The organism is Actinokineospora sp. NPDC004072 (assembly GCF_053604195.1).
In genome coordinates this window covers 19,902-42,868 of the sequence record NZ_JBSGHB010000020.1, presented here as the reverse complement: position 1 = coordinate 42,868, position 22,967 = coordinate 19,902, and the positions used below count along the sequence as shown (strand labels likewise).

The following is a 22,967-nucleotide window of genomic DNA, read 5'->3' as shown; positions in this document are numbered from 1 at the left end:
CGCCGGGCGGAACCGTCGGAGGCGGCAGCGGTCACAGGCGGCGGAGGTGGACTGGCGGAATGAGGGCGACAGGTGGGGTCGTCGGGGACGGTCGCGGTCGGCGGAGGTGGGTTGGCGGGTTGAGGGCGACGGGCGCGGCCGCCAGGGATGGGGGTGGTCAGCGGGGGGCGGGGTGGGGTGGAGGGTGGGAACGGGGTGGCGGTAGCGATACGTGAGGGTGGAGGGGGTGGGTGGGCGGTGTGGTGGGGGCGGGGTTGGGGTTGGGTGGTCATAGGCGCTCCTCGGCGGGGAGGTCTATGCCGTGGAGTAGGAGGGCGGCTTGGACTCGGTTGTGGACGCCCAGTTTGGTCAGGACCTGGGAGACGTAGCTCTTGACCGTTGCCTCGGTCAGGCCCAGGGACTCGGCGATGGTGGCGTTGGCGCGGCCGTCAGCCAGCTGGTCGAGGACTTGGCGTTCGCGGGCGCTGAGGGCGGTGAGGGCTTGGGAGCGGCGCAGGGACAGGCCCGCGCTGCGGAGGCGGGGTAGGAGGCGGGCGGTGATGCGCGGGTCGAGGACCGCGCCGCCTGCTGCCAGGTCCAGGACGGCGCGGATGAGGACGTCTGGTTCGGCGTCCTTGAGGAGGAAGCCCGCGGCGCCCAACTCCAGGGCACGCGCGACGTAGTCGTCGAGGTCGAAGGTGGTGAGGATCGCGGTGATGACCGGGACGTCGGAGAGTTCGCGGAGGGCGGTGAGGCCGTCGACGACGGGCATCTGGACGTCGAGGAGGAGGACGTCGGGGCGGTGGTGGCGGACGGCGGCGACGGCTTCGGCTCCGTCGCCCGCCTCGGCGACCACGTCGACCCGGCCGTCGGCGGTGAGCAGCACCCGCAGCCCGTGCCGCAGGAGCGGCTCGTCGTCGGCGAGGACGACACGGATGGGTGTGTCTGCGGCCACGTCGGTCCTCCCCGTGTGCGGTTCGAGCCTAACCTCGTCCCCGTCCGACGACAGGAGAAACCGCCGTGGCCATCGCCGATCTGGGTGACCGTTCACTGCACTACGTGAGGCGCGGTGACGGTCCGCCGCTGCTGCTCATCCAGGGGATGGCGGGCCACCACCGGATGTGGGGCGAGCCGCTGCTGGCCGAGCTGGAGCGCGACTTCGACGTCGTGGCCTACGACCACCGCGGCATCGGCGCCAGCAGCCGGGCCGAGCCGCCCTACGAGGTCACCGACCTCGCCGACGACGCCGCCGCGCTGGTCGGCGCGCTGGGCTGGGCCGACGCCCACGTCTTCGGCACGAGCCTCGGCGGGATGGTCGCCCAGCAGCTGGCCATCCGGCACCCGGAGAAGGTGCGCACGCTGGCCCTGGGCTGCACGTACGCGGGCAGCGGCGGCACCCTGAGCAGCCCCGGGCTGGCGCGCATCGCCAGGGCCCGCTCGACTGGGGACGTCCGCGAGACCATGCGCGCCAGCTACGAGGCCAACCTCTCCCCCGCGACGCGCGCCGACGAGGGCTGGTTCGCCCGCTTCGCCGATGCCGCGCTGGCCGAGCGGGTGCCCACCCAGGTGATCATGATGCAGCAGCTCGCCGCGCTGCGGCACGACGCCGTGGCCGACCTCGCGGGCGTCACCGCGCCCACGCTGGTCATCCACGGCACCGCGGACGAGATCGTCCCCTTCGCCAACGCCGCGCACGTCGCCGGGGCCATCCCCGGCGCCCGCCTGGAGGTCATGGCCGAGGTGGGCCACCTGTTCTGGTGGGAGCGCCCGGAGCTGACCGCCAAGCTGCTGCGGGAGCACGCGGCCTAGCGGCGCTGCTTCTTCTCCCGCACGCGCACCGAGATGCGGATCGGGCTGCCTGCGAAGCCGAACTCCTCGCGCAGCCTGCGCTCGACGAAGCGGCGGTAGCCAGCCTCCAGGAAACCGGTCGTGAACAGCACGAACGTCGGCGGCCGGGTGGACGCCTGGGTGGCGAAGAGGATCTTGGGCTGCTTGCCGCCGCGCACCGGCGGCGGGGTGGCGGCGACCAGGTCGTTGAGCCAGCCGTTGAGCCGCCCGGTGGGGATGCGCTGGTCCCAGGACGCCAGCGCGGTGCGCAGCGCGGGGGCGAGCTTGCGCACGGCGCGGCCGGTGAGCGCCGAGACGTTGACCCGCTCGGCCCAGGTGACCCGCACCAGGCCGCGCTCCAGCTCCCGCTCCAGCTCGTGGCGGCGGTCCTCGTCGACGAGGTCCCACTTGTTCAGCGCGAGCACGCACGCCCGGCCCGCGTCGACCACCATCGTCAGCACCCGCAGGTCCTGCTCGGAGATGGGCTCGCTGGCGTCGAGCAGCACAATTGCGACCTCGGCGGACTCGATCGCGCCCTTGGTGCGCAGGGAGGCGTAGTACTCCGCGCCGCTGGCGAAGTTGACCCGCTTGCGCAGGCCCGCCGTGTCGACGAACCGCCACACCTGGCCGTCCAGCTCGACCAGGGAGTCCACCGGGTCGACCGTGGTGCCCGCGACCGAGTCGACCACGGCGCGGTCCTCGCCGGTCAGCCGGTTGAGCAGGCTGGACTTGCCGACGTTGGGCTTGCCGACCAGGGCGACCCGGCGCGGGCCGCCCGCGGCGGCGGTGTAGGTCTCGCGCGGGGTCTCCGGGAGCACGGCCAGGATGGCGTCGAGCAGGTCGCCGGAGTTGCGCCCGTGCAGGGCGCTGACCGGGTACGGCTCGCCCAGGCCCAGCGACCACAGGGCCGCGGTGTCGGCGAGCAGGCGCTCGTCGTCGACCTTGTTGGCCACCAGCAGCACGGGCCGCTTGGAGCGGCGCAGCACCCGGGCCACCGCCTCGTCGGTCGCCGTTGCGCCGACGGTGGCGTCGACCACGACCAGCACGGCGTCGGCGTGCTGCATCGCGTACTCGGCCTGGGCGGCGACCGCGGCAGCCATGCCCTCGGCCTTGGGCTCCCAGCCGCCGGTGTCGAGCACGGTGAACTTGCGCCCGCTCCACTGCGCGTCGTAGGCGACCCGGTCGCGGGTCACCCCCGGCACGTCCTGCACGACCGCCTCCCGGCGGCCCAGGATGCGGTTGACCAGCGTCGATTTGCCCACGTTGGGCCGACCGACGATGGCCAGCACCGGCTGCGGGGGGGCTGCGCCCCCGTCCCCGGCGTCCTCGATTTCGGTGACCGCGGTCCATTCGGACTCGTCGGACCAGGTGCCATCCAGTTCGGTCATGCCCGTCGCTTCTCGTCTAGTTCGTGCACCAGGCCCGCGAGGCGGACCCGGATCTGTTCGGTGGCCTCGTGCAGGCCCGAGCGGCCGCGCCCGACCTCCAGCGCGAACGGTTCGCCGACCAGCAGGTCGACGACCGGCCGGAACCGCCTGCGGGCGCCGTCGGGACGGCGGGTGCCGCGGGTGGCGACCGGCAGCACCAGCGCCCCGGAGGCGCGGACCAGCCAGGCCGCGCCCTGCTCGGCCGCGGTGACGTCGCCTGCGCCGCGGGTGCCCTCGGGGAAGACCCCGACGAGCCCGCCGCCGCGCAGCACCCGCACGGCCGCCATCAGCGGCGCGCGGTCGGCCTCGCCGCGCCGGATCGGCACCTGGCCGATGGCGCGCAGCAGCCGTCCCGCGAGGCCGCGGAACAGCTCCTCCTTGACCAGGAACACCGAGCGGCGCGGCAGCATTCCGTAGATCAGCTGCGGCTCCAGCAGCGAGCTGTGGTTGGCCACGAGCACGACCGGGCCGGTGCGCGGCACGCGCTCGCGGCCGGTGACGCGGACCCGGAAGGCGGGCCGGTGCAGCCAGGCGCCGATCCAGCGGGCGGTGTCGGCCAGCCGGGGCACCGCGCCCTCGGGCAGGTCGGGCGCATCGATCATCGGCCGTTGGCCTCCGCAGTGGCCCGCATCCCGCGCTCGTCGACCAGCTCGACCAGCCGGTCCAGGACCCCGTCGATGTCGAGGTCGGTGGTGTCGACCTCCACGGCGTCGTGGGCCGGGCGCATGGGCGAGACGGCGCGGGTGGAGTCCAGGCGGTCGCGGCGCTCGACGTCGGCGAGGGTGGCGTCGACGGTGACCTCGCGCCCGGCGGCGCTGTCCTGCATCGCCCGGCGCTGGGCGCGGGCGTCGGCGCTGGCGGTGAGGAAGACCTTGAGCGCGGCGTCGGGGGCGACGACGGTGCCGATGTCGCGGCCCTCGACGACGATGCCGCCGCGGCGCGCCCTGGCCTCGCTGATCATCCGCCGCTGCAGCGCGACGAGGCGCTCGCGGACCTTGGGCACCGCCGACACCGCGGAGACGGCCAGGGTGACCTCGGGGCCGCGGATCTCGGCGGAGACGTCGTCGCCGTCGAGCAGCACGGGGGCGTCCACCGCGGCGCCGATGCCCAGGTCGGCGGCCTCGGCGACGCGCAGCACGGCCGCGGCGTCGGCGGGGTCGACGCCCGCGCGCAGCACGGCCAGGGTGATGGCCCGGTACATCGCGCCGGTGTCGAGGTAGGCCGCGCCGAGGCGGTCCGCCAGCCGCTTGGCGACGGTGGACTTACCGGTGCCGGAGGGGCCGTCCATCGCGACCACACCGCGCAACTCGCCGTGATCCACCGCTGTTTCCTCCCCGAACCGTGCGCACGTGACGGCCCATTCTGCCCGGTGGAGCCCGCGGGTCGGCCGGTGGGCTGCCGCTGGCCGCCCGGTCGCCGACGGAGCATGAATCGAGAAGCGGGCGGCGGGCGGGCGGGTTTAGCGTGTGGCCACATGAGCAAGGAGACGATTGTGGAGCACGTCGCGGACAGCCACGACATGATCCGCGTGCACGGCGCGCGGGTGAACAACCTCAAGGACGTCAGCGTCGAGATCCCCAAGCGGCGGCTGACGGTGTTCACCGGGGTTTCCGGCTCCGGCAAGAGCTCGCTGGTCTTCGGCACGGTCGCCGCCGAGTCGCAGCGGATGATCAACGAGACCTACAGCACGTTCGTCCAGGGGTTCATGCCCACGATGGCGCGCCCCGACGTCGACGTGCTCGACGGCCTGACCACCGCGATCATCGTCGACCAGGAGCGCATCGGGTCCGACCCGCGCTCCACCGTCGGCACGGTCACCGACGCCAACGCGATGCTGCGGATCCTGTTCAGCCGGATCGGCAAGCCGCACATCGGCTCCCCCCAGGCGTTCTCCTTCAACGTCGCCTCGATCAGCGGGGCCGGGGCCGTCACCGTCGAGCGCGGCGGGCAGGCGGTCAAGGAGAAGCGCGAGTTCAGCATCACCGGCGGCATGTGCCCGCGGTGCGAGGGCCGCGGCAAGGTCTCCGACATCGACCTCACCCAGCTCTACGACGACACCAAGTCGATCGCCGAGGGCGCGTTCACCATCCCCGGGTGGAAGTCCGACAACTACTGGACCGTGCAGATCTACGCCAAGTCCGGGTTCGTCGACCCCAACAAGCCGATCAAGGACTTCACCAAGAAGGAGATGCAGGACTTCCTCTACAAGGAGCCGACGAAGGTCAAGGTCGAGAGCTCCAACCTCACCTACGAGGGACTCATCCCGAAGATCCAGAAGTCGTTCCTGTCCAAGGACAAGGAGTCGCTGCAGCCGCACGTGCGGGCCTTCGTCGAGCGCGCGGTCAAGTTCGACACCTGCCCGGACTGCGACGGCACCCGGCTCAACGCCGCGGCCCGGTCCTCGAAGATCAAGAAGATCAACATCGCCGACGCCTGCGCGATGCAGATCAGCGACCTGGCCAAGTGGGTCAGCGAGCTGAACGAGCCGTCGGTGGCCCCGCTGATCGCCAAGCTGGGCCACACCCTGGACTCCTTCGTCAAGATCGGCCTGGGCTACCTCTCCCTCGACCGGCCCTCCGGCACGCTCTCCGGCGGCGAGGCGCAGCGGGTCAAGATGGTCCGCCACCTCGGCTCCAGCCTCACCGACGTCACCTACGTCTTCGACGAGCCCACCATCGGCCTGCACCCGCACGACATCCAGCGGATGAACGAGCTGCTGCTCCAGCTCCGCGACAAGGGCAACACCGTGCTGGTGGTCGAGCACAAGCCGGAGGTCATCGCGATCGCCGACCACGTGGTCGACCTCGGCCCCGGCGCCGGTAGCGGCGGCGGCACGGTCTGCTACGAAGGCCCGGTCGACGGCCTGCGCGGCAGCGACACGGTGACCGGGCGGCACTTGGACGACCGGGCCGCGCTCAAGGCCAAGGTGCGCAAGCCCAAGGGCAAGCTGGAGATCCGCGGCGCCGACCGGCACAACCTGAAGAAGGTCGACGTCGACGTCCCGCTCGGCGTCCTGTGCGTGGTCACCGGCGTGGCGGGCTCGGGTAAGAGCTCGCTGATCCACGGCTCCATCCCGGCGTCGGCCGGGGTCGTCTCGGTCGACCAGACCGCCATCCGCGGCTCGCGGCGCAGCAACCCGGCGACCTACACCGGCCTGCTGGAGCCGATCCGCAAGGCCTTCGCCAAGGCCAACGACGTCAAGCCCGCCCTGTTCAGCGCCAACTCCGAGGGCGCGTGCCCGACCTGCAACGGCGCCGGGGTGATCTACACCGACCTGGCGATGATGGCCGGGGTGGCCACCACCTGCGAGGAGTGCGACGGCAAGCGCTTCCAGGCCGCGGTGCTGGAGTACCACTTCGGCGGGCGCGACATCAGCGAGGTGCTGGCGATGTCGGTGACCGAGGCCGAGGAGTTCTTCGCCGACGGCGAGGCCAAGCTGCCCGCCGCGCACGCCATCCTCAAGCGCCTGGTGGACGTCGGCCTGGGCTACCTCAAGCTGGGCCAGCCGCTCACCACGCTCTCCGGCGGCGAGCGGCAGCGGCTCAAACTGGCCACGCACATGGCCGAGAAGGGCGGCGTCTACGTCCTCGACGAGCCGACCACCGGTCTGCACCTGGCCGACGTCGAGCAGCTGCTCGGCCTGCTCGACCGGCTGGTCGACTCGGGCAAGTCGGTCATCGTCATCGAGCACCACCAGGCCGTGATGGCGCACGCCGACTGGATCATCGACATCGGTCCGGGCGCGGGCCACGACGGCGGCCAGATCGTCTTCGAGGGCACGCCCGCCGACCTGGTGGCCGCCCGCTCGACGGTCACCGGCGAGCACCTCGCGGACTACGTGGGCGCCTGAGCCGCCTCGCCGAGCGCGGCCATCGCCGCCCGGAGCTGGTCGTCGGCCAGGTACGGCGCGGGGCCGAAGCGGAGGTGCTCACCGCGGTTGTCGGTGAGCACCCCGCGCTCGCGCAGCGCGGCCTGCAGCTGCGCGGCCCGCGGGGTGCGCAGGGCGAGGAACCCGCCGTAGGAGGTGCGCGGCAGGTCGCGGTCGCGGGTGATCAGCCCCGGCGGCAGGTCGAGCGCGTCGAACTCGGCGGCCAGCAGGGCGGTCTGGCGCAGCGAGATCGCCCGCAGCGCGTGGTCGGTGAGCCCGTGCTCGGCGAAGAAGTCGGCGACCCGGGCGGCGCGGTAGTGGCTGGTGGGGTCGTAGGTCGAGCCCGCGAACCGGTGCCCGCCCGGGGCGTAGTCGACGTGGGCGGGGTCGCGCTCGGCGGCCAGCGCGTCGAACTCGGCGAACCAGCCGGTCAGCACCGGGCGCATGGCCTGGGCGTGGGCGGGCAGGCGCAGGAAGCAGTTGCCCTCCCCCAGCTGCAGGTACTTGTACCCGCCGCCGACGACCCAGGCGTCGGCCAGGCCCTGCTCGGCCAGCGGGAACGGCACGACGCCGAGCGCGTGGTAGGCGTCGACGAGCAGCTCGGCCCCGACCCGCGCCGCGGCGGCGGCCAGCTCGCCGAGGTCGGGGACGATGCGGGCGGTCTCGAACAGCACCGAGGACACCAGGACCGCGGCGGTGCGGTCGTCCACTTCGGCGGCCAGCCGGGCCGCGAGGCTGTCGGCGGGCTCGGCGGGCACGCGCACGACGGCCAACCCGGCTTCGGCCAGGCGGGCGAGCTGCCTGCGCAGGGTGTGGAACTCGCCGTCGGTGGTGATCAGCCGGGGTCGGGCGCGCAGGTCGAGCGCGGACAGGAACCGGATGACCAGCTCGTGGGTGTTCTGCCCGAGGGCGATGTCGCCGCCGGGTTCGGACAGCAGCGCGCGGAAGTGCTCGCGCACCCGGTCGGCCTTGGCGAACGCCTCGCCCCACTTCTCGTCCACAAGGGACGCGGCGGCGTCGAAGGCGGCCAGCTGGGCGTCCCTGGCGACGTCCGGCCACGCCTGGTGGGAGTGGCCGGTCAGCAGCAGGCGGTCGGCGACGGCGAACCGCGAGTAGTGCTCGGCCAGGCTCACAGCAGGCTCCGCACGGCCCACAGGTCCGGGAACACCGGCTGGAACAGCGTGCCCCGCAGGTACTTCGCGCCCGCCGAGCCGCCCGAGCCGCGCTTGTCGCCGATCGTGCGCTCGACCATCTTGACGTGCCGGTAGCGCCACTCCTGCATCCCCTCGTCCAGGTCGACCAGGTGCTCGGCCACCGTGGACGGCCCGGAGTCGTCGGTGTAGACCTGCAGCAGGACGCGCTGCAGCTCGGGGGACTCCACCCACGCCTGGCCGACGTCGCGGGAGACGACCGACGCCGGGACGTCGTAGCCGTGCTTGACCAGGTAGGCCACGAAGGAGTCCATCACCGAGGGCCGCGCCATCGCGGCCTCGATCGCGGCGCGCTGCTCGCCGCCCTCGGGGTAGTGGGCGAACGCGCGGCGGTCGCGGCGGCCCAGCACGGCCTCCAGCTGGCGGAACTGGGCGGACTGGAAGCCGCTGGAGGAGTCGAGGCGGGCGCGGAAGCTGGTGAACTGGCGCGGGGTCATCGTCTCCAGCACGTCGATCTGGGCGACGACGACCTTGAGGATGGTCAGCACGCGGCGCAGGGTGCGCACGGCGTGCGCGGTGTCGCCCGCGGCCAGCCGCTCCTGCAGGTGCTCCAGCTCGTGCAGCAGCTGCTTGAACCACAGCTCGTAGACCTGGTGCACGACGATGAACAGCGGTTCGTCGTGCTCGTCGGAGCGCGGCCGCTGGGCGCCCAGGATCTCGTCCAGGGCGAGATAGGAGGTGTAGGTCAGGGCGGCCGATTGGTCGGTCACGGCGTCATCACTCCGTCGAAGTGCCGTCGCGCCGGGGTCTCCAGCGCGGGGTACCGGTCATGGAAGAGCCGCACGGCCGCGGCCCGGTCGGGGGGTGGGGCGATGAGGTCGGCGGGCAGCTCCGGGTCGAGCAGGGCGAACTGGCGGAAGGCGTGCACCAGCCGCACCCGCAGGTGGAAGGCCGCGGCGTCGGAGTCGGCGCGCACGTCGGCGAAGTCGGCGACGAAGGCGCGGTAGCGCTCGGCCAGGGCGTCGAGGTCCCACACCCGGCGGGCGAAGTCGGCGAAGTCGGGGACGGGCGCGCCGACCAGCACGCCGGTGTGCTTCTCCACGCCGAGTTCGGCGCACAGCCGGGTGACCTGGGCGGCGCGGTCGTGGGCGGCGAGCCAGGCGCCGTCCTGGACCTGGCCGAAGCCGAGGAAGCGCAGCCTGCGCACCAGCCGGGTCCGCGCGTCGCGGCGCTCCTCGGGGATGCTGTGCCACAGCACGGTCCACGCCACCTCGCCGGTGCGCGCCGCGCCGAGGCCGAAGATGCGCTCGTCGCCCTCGGCCAGCACGTCCAGCGCGCGGCGGGTGAGGGTGTAGTGCACGAGCCTGCCGTCGCGGGCCCTGGCCAGCAGGCCGCCCGCCACGAGCCGGTTGAGCGCGACCCGGCTGGCTCCTGGGGTGTACCCGAAGCCGCCGAGCAGGGTGACCAGCCCGCCGGACCACACCGGGGTCGACTCGCGGGGCCGCAGATGCGCGCCGAGGATGGTCAGGACGAGGTCCTGGGGCGCGCTGTCGGACACGGTCGCAGTTTAGTTGACACCCTACCGGAGTCAACCGTAACGTTTGATCGTCCGCAGGACCGTACGGCGCACAGGGCGGTGTGGCTGGTGCAGGTCGGAATCGGGTTGCCCACGACGGTCCCCGGGATGACCGGGCAGGCCCTGCTCGACTGGGCGCGGACGGCCGACGCGGGCCCCTTCAGCACCCTCGGCGTCCTCGACCGGATCCGCTACGGCAGCGTCGAGCCGTTCGCCGCGCTCGCGGCCGCGGCCGCGGTCACCACCCGCATCGGCCTGGCCACCATGATCGCCATCGGCCCGCTGCGCTCCCCCGCCCTGCTGGCCAAGCAGGCCGCCGCGATCGACGCGCTGGCCCCCGGTCGGCTGACCCTCGGCCTGGCCGTCGGCGCCCGCCGGGACGACTACGCGGCCGCGGGCGTCGACCACCGCACCCGGGGCCGGGCGCTCTCGGCCCAGCTGGCCTACCTGCGCGGCGAGGTCGCCGAGTTCCCGGTGCCGCGCTTCGGCCGCGGCGGCGTCGGGCTGCTGGTCGGCGGGAGCAGCGGGGCGGCGCTGGCGCGGATGGCCCGCTACGGCGACGGCTACGCCCACGGCGGCGGCCCGCCGCGGGCGTTCGCCTCGGCGGCCACCAAGGCCCGCGCCGCCTGGCAGGACCTGGGCAGGCCGGGCGAGCCGCTGCTGTGGGGCCAGGGGTACGTCGCGCTGGTCGACCCCGACCGCGGCCGGGACTACCTGCGCGACTACTACGCCTTCACCGGCCCGTTCGCCGACCGGATCGCCGCCGGGGCGCTGACCTCGGCGCGCGAGGTGCGCGACTTCGTCCGCGGGTACGCCGACGCGGGCTGCGACGAGCTGGTCCTGTTCCCCACCACCGCCGATCCCGCGGAGGCGCAGCGGCTGGCCGAGGTGGTCGCATGAACACCGTCGTGGTCGGGGGCGGGCCTGCCGGGCTCTTCCTGGCGATCCTGCTGCGCAAGGCCGGGCACGGGGTGACCGTGCTGGAGCGCAACGCCCCGGACGCCACCTTCGGCTGGGGCGTGGTCTTCTCCGCGGGCGCCCTCGGCGGCCTCCGCGAGGCCGACGCGCCCACCCACCAGGCGATCACCGACTCGTTCGCCCGCTGGTCGGCGGTGGACATCCGCTTCGGCGGCAAGCTCGTGCACGCGGGCGGCAACGAGTTCACCGCCATCGCCCGCACCCGGCTGCTGGCCATCCTCCAGGAGCGCGCCCGGTCCCTGGGCGCCGATCTGCGCTTCGGCGTCGAGGTGGACACCCCGCCCGAGGCCGATCTCGTGGTGGCCGCCGACGGCGCCCACAGCCGCTTGCGCGCCGCCGGGCGCTTCGACGCGTCGGTGCGGCCCGAAGGCGGCAAGTACATCTGGTACGGCACCGACCTGCCGCTGGACTCCTTCACCTTCAGCTTCCGGGAGACCGAGCACGGGCTGTTCCAGGCGCACGCCTACCCCTACGACGAGCACCGGGGCACGTGGATCGTCGAGTGCGCCGAGCCGGTGTGGCGGCGGGCCGGGCTCGACGGGCTCGACGAGGCCGGGAGCATCGCCTTCTGCGCGGAGGTGTTCGCCGACGACCTGGCCGGGCACCGCCTGCTGTCCAACCGCTCCCGCTGGCTCGACTTCCCCCGGGTGAGCTGCAAGCGCTGGTACGACGGCAACACCGTGCTGGTCGGGGATGCCGCGCACACCGCGCACTTCTCCATCGGCTCGGGGACCAAGCTGGCGATGGAGGATGCCGTCGCCTTGGCCGCCGCTGTGGAGCGCACGAGTTCGCTGAGCGAGGCGCTGGCCGAGTACGAGGGCGAGCGGCAGCCGGTGGTCGAGCGGTTCCAGCAGGCCGCGGGCGACAGCGCGACCTACTTCCGGCACACCGCCCGCTACACCGGCTACGCGCCGATCCAGTTCGCGGTCAACCTGCTCACCCGCAGCGGCCGGGTCTCCCACGCCAACCTCGCCGCCCGCGACCCCGACCTGGTCCGGGTCGCCGACGCCTGGTTCGCGGGCGCCGCACCCGGGGCGGTCGTGCCGCCACCGGCGTTCACCCCGCTGGCCATCGGCGCGACCCGGCTGCCCAACCGGCTGGTCGCCGACGCCGCGCCCGACACCGCGGTCGAGGCGATCCGGGCGGGCGCGGGCCTGGCCGTGGTGACCGCCGCGGTGTCCCCGCAGGGCCGCATCTGCCCCGACACCCCGGTCCTGGACTCCTCCGCGCCGTGGGCGAAGCTGGCCGACGCCGTGCACGCGGTCGGCGGCCTGCTGGCGGTGCGGCTGACCCACGCGGGTGCGCGCGGCGCGACCCGGCCCGCCGACGCGGGCGCGGACATCCCGCTGCCGCGTGAGGAGGCTTGGCCGCTGGTGGCCGCCTCGGCCGTGCCGTACGGGCCGTTCAGCGCCGTCCCGACCGAGCTGACCGACTTCGACGCCGTGCGCGTGCAGTTCGCCGCCGCGGCCCGCCACGCCCGCGACGCCGACGTCCTGGAACTGGACCTGGCCGACGGGCACCTGCTGGCGGGCTTCCTGTCCCCGCTGACCAACCCGCGCCCGCACACCCGGGCCTTCCCGCTGGAGGTCCTCGACGCGGTGCGCGCGGAGTGGCCGGGCCCGCTGGTCGTGCGGCTGTGCGTCGCCGACCTCGCCCCCGGCGGCCTGACCCCGGACGACGGCGTGGCGCTGGCCCGGCAGGCGCGCGAGCGGGGCGCGGACGTGGTGCACGTGCGCGCCGGCCACACCATCGCCGAGTCCCGCCCGGAGTACGGCCGCGGCCACCTCACGGCCCTGTCGGACCGCGTGCGCGCCGAAGCAGCCATCCGCACCCTCGTCGGCGGCTACCTGACCACCACCGACGAGGCCAACACCATCCTCTCCGCAGGCCGAGCCGACCTGTGCGCCCTCACCCCGCGCCCCTCCCCGCTGGAGGCCCTGACTTGACCACCAGCGACACCGCACCCCCGGCGGCCGAACCGACCGCCGTCCCACCAACGCACGCCGCCCCCACTCCCCTCACTGCCGGAGACACCTCCGCCAACCAGACCGCCCCAGCGGCAGGCGAACGGGGCACCAACCCGCCGGCGCCCACTGCGACCGTGCCCCACCCCTCCGACGGCACTCGGCTCAACACCGGCGACATCGCCTCCTCCGCGGCAGACGAGCTAGCCGCCGCCCCGCCACCGCGCACGGACCGCCCCACCGAGGGCATCCGGGGCAACTCTGACGACCTCGCCTCAGCAGGCGAACCAGCCGCCGCCCCACCAGCGCGCACTGCCCCCGCCAGGGGCGCTCGACTGAAGTCCGACGACCTCCCCTCCCCCGCCGCGGGCGAGTTGGCCGACGGCTCCCCGGCCCTTCCCCCTGGAGGCGCTGGGGTCAACTTCGCCGATCTCACCTCCCCCGCCGCAGGTGAGCTAGCCGCCAACCCACCAGTGCTGTTGTTGCCGCTCGGGGCGGTCGAGCCGCATGGGCCGCATGCGCCGTTGGGGACTGATCTGCTGATCTCCCTCGGGGTGTGCGAGCGGGTCGCGGGGCGGTTCCCGGTGCGGGTGCTGCCGCCGATTCCCTACGGCGTCACGACCATGAGCACCGACTTCCCCGGCGCAGTCGGGATTAGCGAGGGCGTGTTGCACGACCTCATCGTGCAGATCTGCTCCGCGCTGGCCGCTCAAGGATTTCCGCACGTTGTCATCGTCAACAACCACTTCGAGCCCGGGCAGGTCGCGGCAATCCGCAAGGCCGTGCGCACGCTCGCCGAGCGCGGTATCCGCACCGGTCACCTCGACCCGACCAGGCGGGCCGTCGCCGCGCGGTTGACCGAGGAGTTTCGCAGCGGCTCCTGCCACGCGGGACGGTACGAGACGTCGTTGGTCCTGGCCGATCGGCCGGAGCTGGTCGACAGCGCGGCGATGGCCGACCTGCCCGAGGTCTTCGTGGACATGCCCGCCCGGATGGCGGCGGGCGCGGCCGACTTCCCGGCGATGGGCATGGAGCGCGCCTACTGCGGCGCTCCCGCCGCGGCGACGGCGGCCGAGGGCGAGTCCACTTTCGACACCTTGGCCGAGCTGCTGCTGGAGACGATCGCCGAGCTGGTCGGGGAGGGGTGATGGACGCCAACCTCGCCGCCCGCTTCCTCGACGCCGCCGTCGAGCGCGGTGACGGCCAGCGCACCGCCCTGCTCACCCCCAGCGGCCCGGTCACCTACGCCGCGCTGGTCGAGCGGGCCGACCGGCTGGCCGCCGTGCTGCGCGCGCTGGGCGTGCGGCCGGGTGACCGGGTGCTGCTGGCGCTGGCCGACGGGCTGGACTTCGTCGCCGCGTGGTTCGGCGCGCAGCGGGCGGGCGCGATCACCGCCGAGGTCTACACCTTCCTGCCCGCCAAGGACTACGCCTACTTCATCGGCTACACCGACGCCGCCGTCGTGGTCGTCGACCCGCAGACGCTCGACCGCGTGCGGGAGGCCGGGACCGAGGGCAGGAGGGTGCTCGTCGCCCGAGCAGGCGGAATCCACCTGCGCGACAACGAGTTCGACCTCGATGTCCTCGCCGAAGCCGCCACCACGACAGCGGAAACCGCGCCCGTGGGCCTGGACGACGAGGTGCTGTGGAAGTTCACCACCGGCAGCACGGGCAGGCCGAAGGCGTGCGTGCACACCGCCCGCAGCCCGCTGTTCAGCAACCTCGCCTACGGCCAGGGCGTGCTGGCCCTCGACCGCGACGACGTGGTGCTGCCGGTGCCGAAGCTGTTCTTCGGCTACGCCCGCGACCTGGCCGCGCTGTTCCCGTTCTGGGTGGGCGCGGCGGGCATCGTGTTCCCCGAGCGGACCACCCCGGAGCGGGTCTTCGCGCTGATCGCCGAGCACCGGCCGACGATCCTGGTCAACGTGCCGACGATGATGAGCGCGATGGTGGCGCATCCGTCTGATGTGGACTTGAGCTGCCTGCGGCTGTGCACCTCGGCCGGGGAGGCCCTGCCGCCGGAGCTGCACCGGCGGTGGGTGGACCGGTTCGGCGTCGAGGTGGTCGACGGCATGGGGTCGTCGGAGGCGTACCACATCTTCCTGTCCAACCGGCCCGGGCAGCCGCGGCCGGGGACGATCGGCATGCCGGTCCCCGGGTACGCGGCGCGGGTGGTCGATCCCGAGGGCGTCCCGGTGCCGGACGGGGTGGTGGGGGCGCTGGAGGTGACCGGCGACAGCGTCGCCCTGCGGTACGAGGGCGATCCCGGCAAGACCGCGACGACCTTCCCCCGCGCACGCACCGTGCGCACGGCCGATCTGGTGGTCCGCAGCCCCGACGGTGCCTTCGCCTACCGCGGCCGGGCCGACGACCTGCTCAAGGTCAGCGGGGTGTGGGTCGCGCCAGCGGAGATCGAGCACTGCCTGGTCGGCCATCCCGGGGTCGTGGAGTGCGCGGTCGCTGGCCACGACAGCGACGGGCTGACCCGGCTGTGGGCGTACGTCGTCGGCGACGGGGTGGACGGCGACGAGCTGCGCGCCTACGTCCGCGCCCGGCTGGCCCCGCACAAGACGCCGGAGAAGGTCGTGTTCCTGGCGGAGCTGCCGCGCACGGCGAACGGCAAGCTCGACCGCAAGGCGCTGCCATGAGGCGGGTCGTGGTCACCGGCGGCACGCGCGGCATCGGCGCGGCCATCGCCGCCCGCTTCACCGCGCTGGGCGACACGGTGGTCGCCGTCGGCCGTGCGGAATGCGACGTGACCGACGAGGCCGCGGTGACCGCCTTCTTCGCCCGGGTGGGCGCGGTCGACGTGCTGGTCAACAACGCCGGGGTCGCCACGAGCGCGCCGCTGGCCAAGACGACCACGGCCCAGTGGCGGTCGGCGATGGAGGTCAACGCGCTGGGGCCGTTCCTGTGCACGCGCGCGGTGCTGCCCGGGATGGTCGAGCGCGACCACGGCCGGATCATCACCATCGCGTCGACGGCAGGCATCTCGGGCGCGCGCTACACCTCGGCCTACAGCGCCGCCAAGCACGCCGCGGTCGGCTTGATGCGGGCGGTCGCCGCGGAGGTCGCGGGCACCGGGGTCACCTGCAACGCGGTGTGCCCGACGTTCGTGCGCACGGACATGACCGCCGAATCGGTGCGGCGGGTCGCGCACCTGACCGGCCGCTCGACCGCCGAGGCCGAGCGGTCCATCGCCGCGACCTCGCCGCTAGGCAGGCTGCTCGAACCCGGCGAGGTCGCCAACGCGGTGGTGTTCCTCGCGGACGCGGCCGCGGTCAACGGCCAGGCGCTGGTGCTGGATGGAGGAGGAGTCACATGAGCCCGTACCGGGCCTCGGCCGAGTTCACGCGCGAGTGGGCGCACTTCGGCTTCACCGTCGACGACGGCGTCGCCACGGTCACCCTCGACCGGCCGGAGAAGCTCAACGCCCTCACCTTCGACGCCTACGCCGACCTGCGCGACCTCGTCGCCGAGCTGCCGCACCGCGGCGACGTGCGGGTCCTGGTGCTGCGCGGGGCCGGGCGCGGGTTCTGCTCCGGCGGCGACGTCGAGGAGATCATCGGCGAGCTGCGGAAGCTGGACGTGACCGGGCTGCTGGAATTCACCAGGATGACCGGAGCGGTGGTGCGGGCGCTGCGGGAGTGCCCGCTGCCGGTGATCGCCGCGGTCAACGGGGTCGCCGCGGGCGCGGGGTCGGTGCTGGCGCTGGCGGCGGACTTCCGGCTGCTGGCGCGCGCGGCGAAGTTCGCGTTCCTGTTCACCCGGGTCGGCCTGGCCGGGGCCGACATGGGCTCGGCCTACCTGCTGCCCCGCATCGTCGGCCTGGGCCGCGCCACCGAACTGCTGATGCTCGGCGACTCGGTGGACGCCGAGCACGCCGAGCGCATCGGCCTGGCGACCCGGGTGGTCGACGACCTGCCCGCCGAGACCGCAGCCCTGGCCCGCCGACTGGCCGACGGCCCCGCGCAGGCCTATTCGGCGACGAAGGTGCTGCTGACGCGCGAGCAGGACATGGACCTCGCGGGCGCCATCGAGCTGGAGGCCGTGGCCCAGGCCCTGATGATGCGCACCGCCGACCACGCCGAGTTCCACGCCGCCTGGTCCGCAGGCCGCCGCCCGACCTGGAGCGGCCGATGACCAGGCACCGCGTGGTCACCGCACCGGAACTGGCCCCACCGGTGGGCTTCGCGCACGCCGTCGTCGCCGCGCCCGGGTCGACTGTCCACTTGGGAGGGCAGACCGCGCAGGACGCGACGGGGGCGATCGTGGGCACGACGATGGTGGAGCAGTTCGACGTCGCCGCGGGGAACGTGGTGGCGGCGCTGGCGGCGGCGGGTGGGGTGCCGGGGGATCTGGTGTCGTTGCAGATCTTCGTGACCGATGTGGGGGCGTACAAGGCGGCGCTGGGCTCGCTGGGGCCGGTGTGGCGCAAGCACTTCGGTCGGCACTACCCGGCGGTGGCGCTGCTCGGCGTGGCGGAGCTGTTCGACCGGGAGGCGATGGTCGAGCTGGTGGGGGTGGCGGTGGTATGAGGCAGCGGACTGAGGACCTCGCGGCGGGGCCGCTGCGCGCGGTCGCCACATGGGCCGCGGCGGAGCTGGTCGACTGGGAGTCGGTGGGGGGTGGCGGTCGCATGAAGCAGCGGGCTCAAGAGCTGGCGAAGGGACCGCTGCGCGCGGTCGGTGCACGGAGCGGGGCCGAGCTGTTCCAGCGAAAGGCGACGGTCGAACTGGTGGGAGTGGCGGTCGCATGACGCAGCGGACTGAAGAGCTGGGGGCGAGGCCGCTGGGCGCGGTCGCCACATGGGGCGTGGCCGAGCTGCTCGACCGGGAGGCGGTGGGGGGCCGCATGAGGCAGCGGACTGGGGAGCTGGCGGCGGGGCCGTTGCGCGCGGTCGCCACACAGGACGGGGCCGAGCTGTTCCAGCGGAAGGCGACGCTCAAGCTGGTGGGAGTGGCGGTGGCATGAGGCAGCGGGCTGAAGAGTTGGCGGCGGGACCGCTGGGTGCGGTCGCAACGCGGGGTGTGGCCGAGCTGGTCGACTGGGAGTCGGTGGGGGTGGCGGTCGTATGAGGCAGCGGGCTGAGGAGCTGGCGGCGGGGCCGTTGCGTGCGGTCGCTGCGCGGGGGGTGCCGGGGCGGATCAACCGGGAGTTGTTGGTCGCGCTGGCCGAGCATGGGCTGCTGGAGCGGGTCTTCCGGGTGCGGGACGGGGAGTACCTGCCGACCTCGGCGGTGGAGCTGTGCGAGATCCGCGAGGGGCTGGCCCGGCACTGCACCGAGGCGGAGACGGCCTTCGCGCTGCAGGGGCTCGGGGCGTACCCGATGCTGCTGGCAGGTGGACCCGCCGCGCGGCGCTGGCTGCCGCAGATCGCCGCGGGACGCGCCGCCGTCGGGTTCGCGCTGACTGAGCCCGAGGCCGGGTCCGACGCCGCCGCCCTGGCGCTGACCGCCACGCCCGCGGGCGACGGCTGGCGGCTGAACGGCGTCAAGACCTTCATCTCGCACGCGCCGGAGGCCGAGGTGTACTCGGTGTTCGCGCGCACCGGCGAGGGCAGGCAGGGCATCACCGCCTTCGCCGTCCCCCGCGACAGCCCCGGCCTGACCGGCACCCACCTCGACCTGATGGCCGCCCACGCCATCGGCACCCTCCGCTTCGCCGACGTCCCCGTGTGGCGCGACCAGCTCATCGGCGAACCCGGCGACGGCTGGAAGGTCGCCATGCGCACCCTGGACCTGTTCCGCCCCAGCGTCGGCGCCTTCGCCGTCGGCATGGCGCAAGCCGCGCTGGACGCCGCCGTCACCCACGCCGCCCACCGCCACGCCTTCGGCAAGGCCCTGTCCGCCTTCCAGGGCGTCTCCCACCAACTGGCCGACGTCGCCACCCGCCTCCGCGCCGCCCGCCTCCTCGTCTACGACGCCGCCACCGCCTACGACGCCGCCCCCGGCACGACCGGCCACCTCTCGGCCATGGCCAAGCTCTTCGCCACCGAGACGGCCCAGGTGGCGGTGGACCTGGCGGTCCAGGTGCACGGGGCGCGTGCACTGGAGCGCGGCCATCTCTTGGAGCACCTGTACCGGGAGGTCCGAGCCCCCCGAATCTACGAAGGCACCTCAGAAATCCAACGCGAGATCATCGCCCGCAGCCTGTTCACGTGACGTCCGGCGTGGATGAAGTTGGTGGTCGGCTCGTTTCAGCTGATGCCAGCCCAAGCCACCGAACCGGCGACGGCCCGCGCATCCCCTAGAAGTCAACACCTGTTGAAAATCGGCCAAACCGATCCCAGAATGCCGTTCGGCACGCTATCGTCCCTGTTCAACAAGCGTCGTCCCCGCGCACGCGGGGCTGGTCCCGCGGCCCACGTGATCGGCATGGCCTCCCTGAAGTCGTCCCCGCGCACGCGGGGCTGGTCCGCGCCGGTACGGGCGTGCGCCGCTGGAGCGGTTGTCGTCCCCGCGCACGCGGGGCTGGTCCGTCGGCCGCGATCGTGACCCGCTGCCACTCGCGGTCGTCCCCGCGCACGCGGGGCTGGTCCCCAGAAGCCGGGCAACGAGTCGCGCTTGCAGTACGTCGTCCCCGCGCACGCGGGGCTGGTCCCCCCAAGATCGGCATGGACCGCGCCGAGCTGGAGTCGTCCCCGCGCACGCGGGGCTGGTCCTTTCCGTCCGTGGCTCGCGAGGCGGTGGGACATGTCGTCCCGTGTGCGCGGGGGTGGTTCTCCTTGTGCCTCGGCTTGGTGTTCTTCGATGTGGCCGTCGTGCGCTGCGGGGGCCTAGGTCCGGAGACGTGGAGTACCGGGCCAGCGGTGAGCGGCGTGTCTCGTGGGTGGGGTTGGGCCATGCCGCCACTGCCGCAGTAGCGCGTTGTGGGTGGGTTCGGTGGGGGTGGGGTGTCGGTGGGGGCTGGGAGCATGATCGGTATGGGTATGACGGTGGAGGCGTTCTGGGAGTTGCTGCGGCGGGCGGCGGAGCGGCCCACTGAGGGGGAGCGGACGGAGTTTGTGGTGGTTGAGTTGGGGCGGTTGCCTCGGGCCAGTGTTCGGGACTTCCACCGGCACCTCATCGACCACCGCGTCGACACCGCTGGGTTGCGGGCGGCCGGGCGGGTGGTGCTTGGGCGCAGGCTCAGTGATGACGGGTACTGGGACTTCCAGCCGTGGTTGCTCTCGCTCGGCCGAGAAGCCGTCGAGCGGGCGGTGGTTGATGCCGACAGCCTCGCCGATGTCCCCCGGGTGCAGGCGTTGGCGGGCGGGTGGTCGGTGGGTGATCACCCGGCGTGGCCGTCGCTCGCGGGGGCCGTGGCGGAGGTCGTCGGGGTGGAGTGCGGGTGGTTCCCGGCGCCTGCCCGGGGGCCGGAGCCGTCGCTGCCGCGGCTCACCGCGCTCTTCGACGCCCCGATCCACCCGGCCCGGAACGAAACGGACGTGGCGGTTGTTACGGTGTCATGGTGAACGTCGAGGTGACCCCGCTACCCGGGATAGGCACGCGCCAGGATTTCGTGTCCAAGTCCGGCAGGCGGATCGGAGTGATCACCTACCGGGACGGCCACTTCGACCTGATCGTGGCCAAACGCGAGGACCCGGATTCGTGCATCGCGTCGATCCCGTTGACCGTCGAGGAATCGGCGACGCTGGCCAACCTGCTCGGCGCGCCCAGCCTGGTCGCGCAGCTGGAGGAGCAGAACCGAGATGTGGCCGGGGTCACAACCCGGCAGCTCCCGCTGGCCCCCGCCTCCCCGTACGACGGGCGGACGCTGGGCGACACCGCCCTGCGCACCCGCACCGCGGTGTCGGTCGTGGCCGTGGTCCGCGGCGGCACGGTGCACCCCTCGCCCCGCCCCGACTTCCGTCTGGCGGGCGGTGACATGCTGGTGACGGTTGGTACGGCCGACGGGCTGGCCAAGGCCGTCGAAGTCCTCGAAACCGGCTGAGCGCGTGCACCACACCGCGATCTCCCTAATTGAACTCGGTGCGGTCTTCTTCGGCCTGGGCCTGCTCGGCAGGCTCGCGTGGCGGATCGGCATCTCCCCCATCCCGCTCTACCTCGTCGGCGGCTTGGCCTTCGGCGCTGGCGGGCTCATCCCGCTGGAGGGCATCGAGCCGTTCACCGAAATCGCCGGTGAGATCGGTGTCGTGCTGCTCCTGCTGCTGCTGGGCCTGGAGTACAGCGCCGCCGAGCTGGTGACGGGGCTGCGCCGCTCCTGGCTGGCGGGCATCCTCGACATCGTCCTCAACACCCTGCCGGGTGTGGCGGTGGCGCTGATGCTGGGCTGGGGGCCGGTGGGCGCGCTGGCGATGGCGGGGGTCACCTACATCTCCTCCTCCGGCATCATCGCCAAGGTCCTCGGCGACCTGGGCAGGCTGGGCAACCGGGAGACGCCGGTGGTGCTGTCGATCCTGGTCTTCGAAGACCTGGCGATGGCGATCTACCTGCCGATCCTGACCGCCCTGCTGGCCGGGGCGACGCTGATCGGCGGGCTGACGGCGGTGGGCGTCGCGCTCATCGCGATCACCGTCGTGCTGGTGGTGGCGCTGCGCTTCGGGCGGTTCGTGTCGATGGTCGTCGACAGCCCGGAGCCGGAGGTGTTCCTGCTGCGCGTGCTGGGCGCGGCGCTGCTGGTCGCCGGGATTGCCTCGCAGCTCCAAGTCTCCGCGGCCGTGGGCGCGTTCCTGCTCGGCATCGCGATCTCGGGGTCGACCGCGGAGAACGCCACCAAGCTGCTGGAACCGCTGCGCGACCTGTTCGCCGCGGTGTTCTTCGTGGTCTTCGGCCTGAACACCGACCCGCGCCAGATCCCCCCGGTGCTGGGCTTCGCGATCGCGCTGGCCGTGATCACCACGCTGACCAAGGTCGCCACCGGCTGGTTCGCCGCCAAGCACCAGGGCATCGGCCGGATGGGCCGGGCCCGCGCGGGGGCCGCGCTGGTCGCGCGCGGGGAGTTCTCCATCGTCATCGCCGGGTTGGCCGTCGGCACCGGCGCGGTCGATCCGCAGCTCGCGCCGCTGGCCACCGCGTACGTGCTGCTGATGGCCATCATCGGCCCGATCGCCGCCCGCGTGGTCGAGCCGGTCGCGCTGGCCGTGCAGCGGCGGGTGCGCCCGGCGACGGCCTAGGGCAGCTCGGCCAGGAGCAGGCCGCTGCGCGGCTTCGGGGTGAAGTACGTGCTCTTGCGCGGCATCCGCCCGCCCGCGGCGTGCACGGCGAGGACGTCGGGCAGCGGGACCGGGGCCAGGTAGAGCACGTCGGCGTCGGGCGGCTCGTGGCCGTCCGGCACCGCCCGCACGCCCGGCCCCGCCGGGTCGATGCCCGCCTCGGCCAGCAGGGTCTCCAGCACGGCGTGGTCGATCGCGCCGTCGACCCGCGGCAGGGTGATCGCGTAGCGGTCGCCTGCCAGCCGGGCGACGAGCGTGCCGGGCCGGGTGGGCGGCATGGCCTGCGGCGCAGGCCGGATGTCCAAGTCCCGCCACGCGCGCAGCAGGTGGGCCGGGTCGACGCCGCGCAGGACCCGGTGGAAGGCGCGGATGCGCAGGTCCGGGCCCGCGGTGACGAAGGCGAGCAGCCCGCCCGCGGTCGCCGCGGCGGCCACCCGGTGGTTGCCGTCGGCGACCAGCAGCGGCGCCGCCGACGCGACGGCCAGCAGGTCTAGCCCGTCGTGCAGCCACAGCCGGTGCCGCCTGCCCGCGCTGTCCACAGTCGACACCGCAGGCGGTCCGGTGGTGGCGGCGCGGACGGCGGCGGTCAGCTCGTCGCCGGAGTGCACCGGGACGAGCAGGGCGGCGCTGGTGGCCGTGCCCAGCCCGGCGAGCACCCGGGCCCGCTCGGCCACCACGTCGGGGAAGACGTCTTCGCTGTGGCGGACGAACGCCGGGTCGGGGTCGACCATGCACAGCACGCCGATCGCCGACCCGTCGGGGCCGTCGATCTGGTAGGGCGCGACCACCTCCGACACCGGCCGGTAGGCCCGCCGGGTCAGCTCCCGCAGCGCGGACCTGGCCGCGGGCAGCGCGTCGTCCAGGCCGAGCCCGGCGGCGATGGCCGCGGGCGTGCGGTGCGGGTGCTGCACGGCCAGCAGCGACCCGGCCGACGCGCGGGCCAGCGCGGCGGTCACGCTGGCCTCGTCGGCGAACTCGTCGACGTCCGGGCCGGGCACCTCCGCGCGCACGACCCAGCCGCGGCGGATCGGGCGCAGCACCC

General features: G+C 73.7%; 23 protein-coding genes and 1 CRISPR repeat array. Of the genes, 15 read left to right on the top strand and 8 right to left on the bottom strand.

All coding sequences use genetic code 11. The annotated features are described in order from the left end of the window. Positions 1–268: 268 nt before the first annotated feature. A complete protein-coding gene (locus ACWEPX_RS26580; RefSeq protein ID WP_451899974.1) occupies positions 269–934 on the bottom strand; it encodes a response regulator in 666 nt (221 codons plus the stop codon). A gap of 104 nt (positions 935–1,038) precedes the next feature. Here ACWEPX_RS26580 and ACWEPX_RS26575 point away from each other — a divergent pair, with 104 nt between their 5' ends. After that, positions 1,039–1,788: an alpha/beta fold hydrolase gene (locus tag ACWEPX_RS26575; RefSeq protein ID WP_451899973.1), complete on the top strand. Its 750-nt coding sequence runs from the start codon at positions 1,039–1,041 to the stop codon at positions 1,786–1,788. On the opposite strand, the gene der is transcribed toward ACWEPX_RS26575, so the two are convergent. From der to cmk, 3 genes are read right to left on the bottom strand one after another with little or no spacing between them, the layout of a single operon-like run. Next, complete coding sequence (gene der / locus ACWEPX_RS26570) at positions 1,785–3,194, bottom strand: ribosome biogenesis GTPase Der (protein WP_451899972.1); 1,410 nt, start codon at positions 3,192–3,194, stop codon at positions 1,785–1,787. The two genes, ACWEPX_RS26575 and der, sit on opposite strands and share 4 nt — an antisense overlap. Beyond that, on the bottom strand, positions 3,191–3,835 hold the full coding sequence (locus ACWEPX_RS26565; protein WP_451899971.1) for a lysophospholipid acyltransferase family protein: 645 nt from the start codon (positions 3,833–3,835) through the stop codon (positions 3,191–3,193). The genes der and ACWEPX_RS26565 overlap by 4 nt, the downstream gene beginning before the upstream one ends. Continuing rightward, entirely contained in the window at positions 3,832–4,521 is a 690-nt protein-coding gene (gene cmk, locus ACWEPX_RS26560) for a (d)CMP kinase (protein WP_451900058.1), read from the bottom strand. Before cmk ends, ACWEPX_RS26565 begins: the two co-directional genes overlap by 4 nt. A 186-nt stretch (positions 4,522–4,707) precedes the next feature. Between cmk and ACWEPX_RS26555 the strand changes: the two genes are divergently transcribed. Next, the gene (locus ACWEPX_RS26555; protein ID WP_451899970.1) at positions 4,708–7,083 is read left to right on the top strand and encodes an ATP-binding cassette domain-containing protein; all 2,376 of its coding nucleotides are present in this window, start codon (positions 4,708–4,710) and stop codon (positions 7,081–7,083) included. Here the strand turns inward: ACWEPX_RS26555 and ACWEPX_RS26550 are convergent. The 3 genes from ACWEPX_RS26550 to ACWEPX_RS26540 are packed head-to-tail and all read right to left on the bottom strand — an operon-like array spanning position 7,068 to position 9,810. Then, positions 7,068–8,234, bottom strand: coding sequence for a kynureninase (locus ACWEPX_RS26550; RefSeq protein ID WP_451899969.1), 1,167 nt, complete (start codon positions 8,232–8,234; stop codon positions 7,068–7,070). The two genes, ACWEPX_RS26555 and ACWEPX_RS26550, sit on opposite strands and share 16 nt — an antisense overlap. After that, positions 8,231–9,022, bottom strand: coding sequence for a tryptophan 2,3-dioxygenase (locus ACWEPX_RS26545; RefSeq protein ID WP_451899968.1), 792 nt, complete (start codon positions 9,020–9,022; stop codon positions 8,231–8,233). Before ACWEPX_RS26545 ends, ACWEPX_RS26550 begins: the two co-directional genes overlap by 4 nt. Continuing rightward, positions 9,019–9,810, bottom strand: coding sequence for a PaaX family transcriptional regulator (locus ACWEPX_RS26540; protein WP_451899967.1), 792 nt, complete (start codon positions 9,808–9,810; stop codon positions 9,019–9,021). The genes ACWEPX_RS26545 and ACWEPX_RS26540 overlap by 4 nt, the downstream gene beginning before the upstream one ends. A gap of 87 nt (positions 9,811–9,897) precedes the next feature. Here ACWEPX_RS26540 and ACWEPX_RS26535 point away from each other — a divergent pair, with 87 nt between their 5' ends. The 13 genes from ACWEPX_RS26535 to ACWEPX_RS26475 all read left to right on the top strand — a co-directional run bounded on the left by ACWEPX_RS26535 (position 9,898) and on the right by ACWEPX_RS26475 (position 21,886). Next, positions 9,898–10,728: an LLM class flavin-dependent oxidoreductase gene (locus ACWEPX_RS26535; protein WP_451899966.1), complete on the top strand. Its 831-nt coding sequence runs from the start codon at positions 9,898–9,900 to the stop codon at positions 10,726–10,728. Continuing rightward, positions 10,725–12,752 carry an FAD-dependent monooxygenase gene (locus tag ACWEPX_RS26530; protein ID WP_451899965.1) on the top strand — a complete coding sequence of 676 codons (2,028 nt, stop codon included), beginning with the start codon at positions 10,725–10,727 and terminating at the stop codon, positions 12,750–12,752. Before ACWEPX_RS26535 ends, ACWEPX_RS26530 begins: the two co-directional genes overlap by 4 nt. A 392-nt stretch (positions 12,753–13,144) precedes the next feature. Then, positions 13,145–13,918, top strand: coding sequence for a creatininase family protein (locus ACWEPX_RS26525; RefSeq protein WP_451900057.1), 774 nt, complete (start codon positions 13,145–13,147; stop codon positions 13,916–13,918). After that, entirely contained in the window at positions 13,918–15,417 is a 1,500-nt protein-coding gene (locus ACWEPX_RS26520; protein WP_451899964.1) for a benzoate-CoA ligase family protein, read from the top strand. The genes ACWEPX_RS26525 and ACWEPX_RS26520 overlap by 1 nt, the downstream gene beginning before the upstream one ends. Further along, positions 15,414–16,094 (top strand): SDR family NAD(P)-dependent oxidoreductase, encoded by a 681-nt coding sequence (locus ACWEPX_RS26515; RefSeq protein WP_451899963.1) that lies wholly within the window; start codon positions 15,414–15,416, stop codon positions 16,092–16,094. Before ACWEPX_RS26520 ends, ACWEPX_RS26515 begins: the two co-directional genes overlap by 4 nt. Further along, entirely contained in the window at positions 16,091–16,912 is an 822-nt protein-coding gene (locus ACWEPX_RS26510; RefSeq protein ID WP_451899962.1) for an enoyl-CoA hydratase family protein, read from the top strand. The genes ACWEPX_RS26515 and ACWEPX_RS26510 overlap by 4 nt, the downstream gene beginning before the upstream one ends. Continuing rightward, positions 16,909–17,307: a RidA family protein gene (locus ACWEPX_RS26505; protein WP_451899961.1), complete on the top strand. Its 399-nt coding sequence runs from the start codon at positions 16,909–16,911 to the stop codon at positions 17,305–17,307. Before ACWEPX_RS26510 ends, ACWEPX_RS26505 begins: the two co-directional genes overlap by 4 nt. Beyond that, on the top strand, positions 17,304–17,528 hold the full coding sequence (locus ACWEPX_RS26500; protein ID WP_451899960.1) for a hypothetical protein: 225 nt from the start codon (positions 17,304–17,306) through the stop codon (positions 17,526–17,528). The genes ACWEPX_RS26505 and ACWEPX_RS26500 overlap by 4 nt, the downstream gene beginning before the upstream one ends. After that, complete coding sequence (locus ACWEPX_RS26495) at positions 17,525–17,743, top strand: hypothetical protein (RefSeq protein ID WP_451899959.1); 219 nt, start codon at positions 17,525–17,527, stop codon at positions 17,741–17,743. Before ACWEPX_RS26500 ends, ACWEPX_RS26495 begins: the two co-directional genes overlap by 4 nt. Before the next feature lie 100 nt (positions 17,744–17,843). Further along, on the top strand, positions 17,844–18,932 hold the full coding sequence (locus ACWEPX_RS26490) for an acyl-CoA dehydrogenase family protein (protein WP_451899958.1): 1,089 nt from the start codon (positions 17,844–17,846) through the stop codon (positions 18,930–18,932). A gap of 166 nt (positions 18,933–19,098) precedes the next feature. Continuing rightward, positions 19,099–19,432: a CRISPR direct-repeat array (repeat unit 28 nt; unit sequence GTCGTCCCCGCGCACGCGGGGCTGGTCC). Positions 19,433–19,693: 261 nt separating this feature from the next. Next, on the top strand, positions 19,694–20,224 hold the full coding sequence (locus ACWEPX_RS26485; protein ID WP_451899957.1) for a DUF4240 domain-containing protein: 531 nt from the start codon (positions 19,694–19,696) through the stop codon (positions 20,222–20,224). Then, the gene (locus tag ACWEPX_RS26480; protein ID WP_451899956.1) at positions 20,221–20,703 is read left to right on the top strand and encodes a cation:proton antiporter regulatory subunit; all 483 of its coding nucleotides are present in this window, start codon (positions 20,221–20,223) and stop codon (positions 20,701–20,703) included. Before ACWEPX_RS26485 ends, ACWEPX_RS26480 begins: the two co-directional genes overlap by 4 nt. A gap of 4 nt (positions 20,704–20,707) precedes the next feature. Further along, positions 20,708–21,886, top strand: a complete 1,179-nt coding sequence (locus ACWEPX_RS26475; RefSeq protein WP_451899955.1) for a cation:proton antiporter — start codon at positions 20,708–20,710, stop codon at positions 21,884–21,886. Here the strand turns inward: ACWEPX_RS26475 and ACWEPX_RS26470 are convergent. Continuing rightward, positions 21,883–22,965, bottom strand: coding sequence for a DUF1015 family protein (locus tag ACWEPX_RS26470; RefSeq protein WP_451899954.1), 1,083 nt, complete (start codon positions 22,963–22,965; stop codon positions 21,883–21,885). The two genes, ACWEPX_RS26475 and ACWEPX_RS26470, sit on opposite strands and share 4 nt — an antisense overlap. Between the last annotated feature and the right edge of the window lie 2 nt (positions 22,966–22,967).

Coding starts and splice junctions, on each gene's coding strand:
- der (WP_451899972.1), bottom strand. CDS start 3,194: ATGACCGAACTGGATGGCACCTGGTCCGACGAGTCCGAATGGACCGCG.
- ACWEPX_RS26565 (WP_451899971.1), bottom strand. CDS start 3,835: ATGATCGATGCGCCCGACCTGCCCGAGGGCGCGGTGCCCCGGCTGGCC.
- cmk (WP_451900058.1), bottom strand. CDS start 4,521: ATGGACGGCCCCTCCGGCACCGGTAAGTCCACCGTCGCCAAGCGGCTG.
- ACWEPX_RS26555 (WP_451899970.1), top strand. CDS start 4,708: ATGAGCAAGGAGACGATTGTGGAGCACGTCGCGGACAGCCACGACATG.
- ACWEPX_RS26530 (WP_451899965.1), top strand. CDS start 10,725: ATGAACACCGTCGTGGTCGGGGGCGGGCCTGCCGGGCTCTTCCTGGCG.
- ACWEPX_RS26520 (WP_451899964.1), top strand. CDS start 13,918: ATGGACGCCAACCTCGCCGCCCGCTTCCTCGACGCCGCCGTCGAGCGC.
- ACWEPX_RS26515 (WP_451899963.1), top strand. CDS start 15,414: ATGAGGCGGGTCGTGGTCACCGGCGGCACGCGCGGCATCGGCGCGGCC.
- ACWEPX_RS26510 (WP_451899962.1), top strand. CDS start 16,091: ATGAGCCCGTACCGGGCCTCGGCCGAGTTCACGCGCGAGTGGGCGCAC.
- ACWEPX_RS26505 (WP_451899961.1), top strand. CDS start 16,909: ATGACCAGGCACCGCGTGGTCACCGCACCGGAACTGGCCCCACCGGTG.
- ACWEPX_RS26500 (WP_451899960.1), top strand. CDS start 17,304: ATGAGGCAGCGGACTGAGGACCTCGCGGCGGGGCCGCTGCGCGCGGTC.
- ACWEPX_RS26495 (WP_451899959.1), top strand. CDS start 17,525: ATGACGCAGCGGACTGAAGAGCTGGGGGCGAGGCCGCTGGGCGCGGTC.
- ACWEPX_RS26490 (WP_451899958.1), top strand. CDS start 17,844: ATGAGGCAGCGGGCTGAGGAGCTGGCGGCGGGGCCGTTGCGTGCGGTC.
- ACWEPX_RS26485 (WP_451899957.1), top strand. CDS start 19,694: ATGGGTATGACGGTGGAGGCGTTCTGGGAGTTGCTGCGGCGGGCGGCG.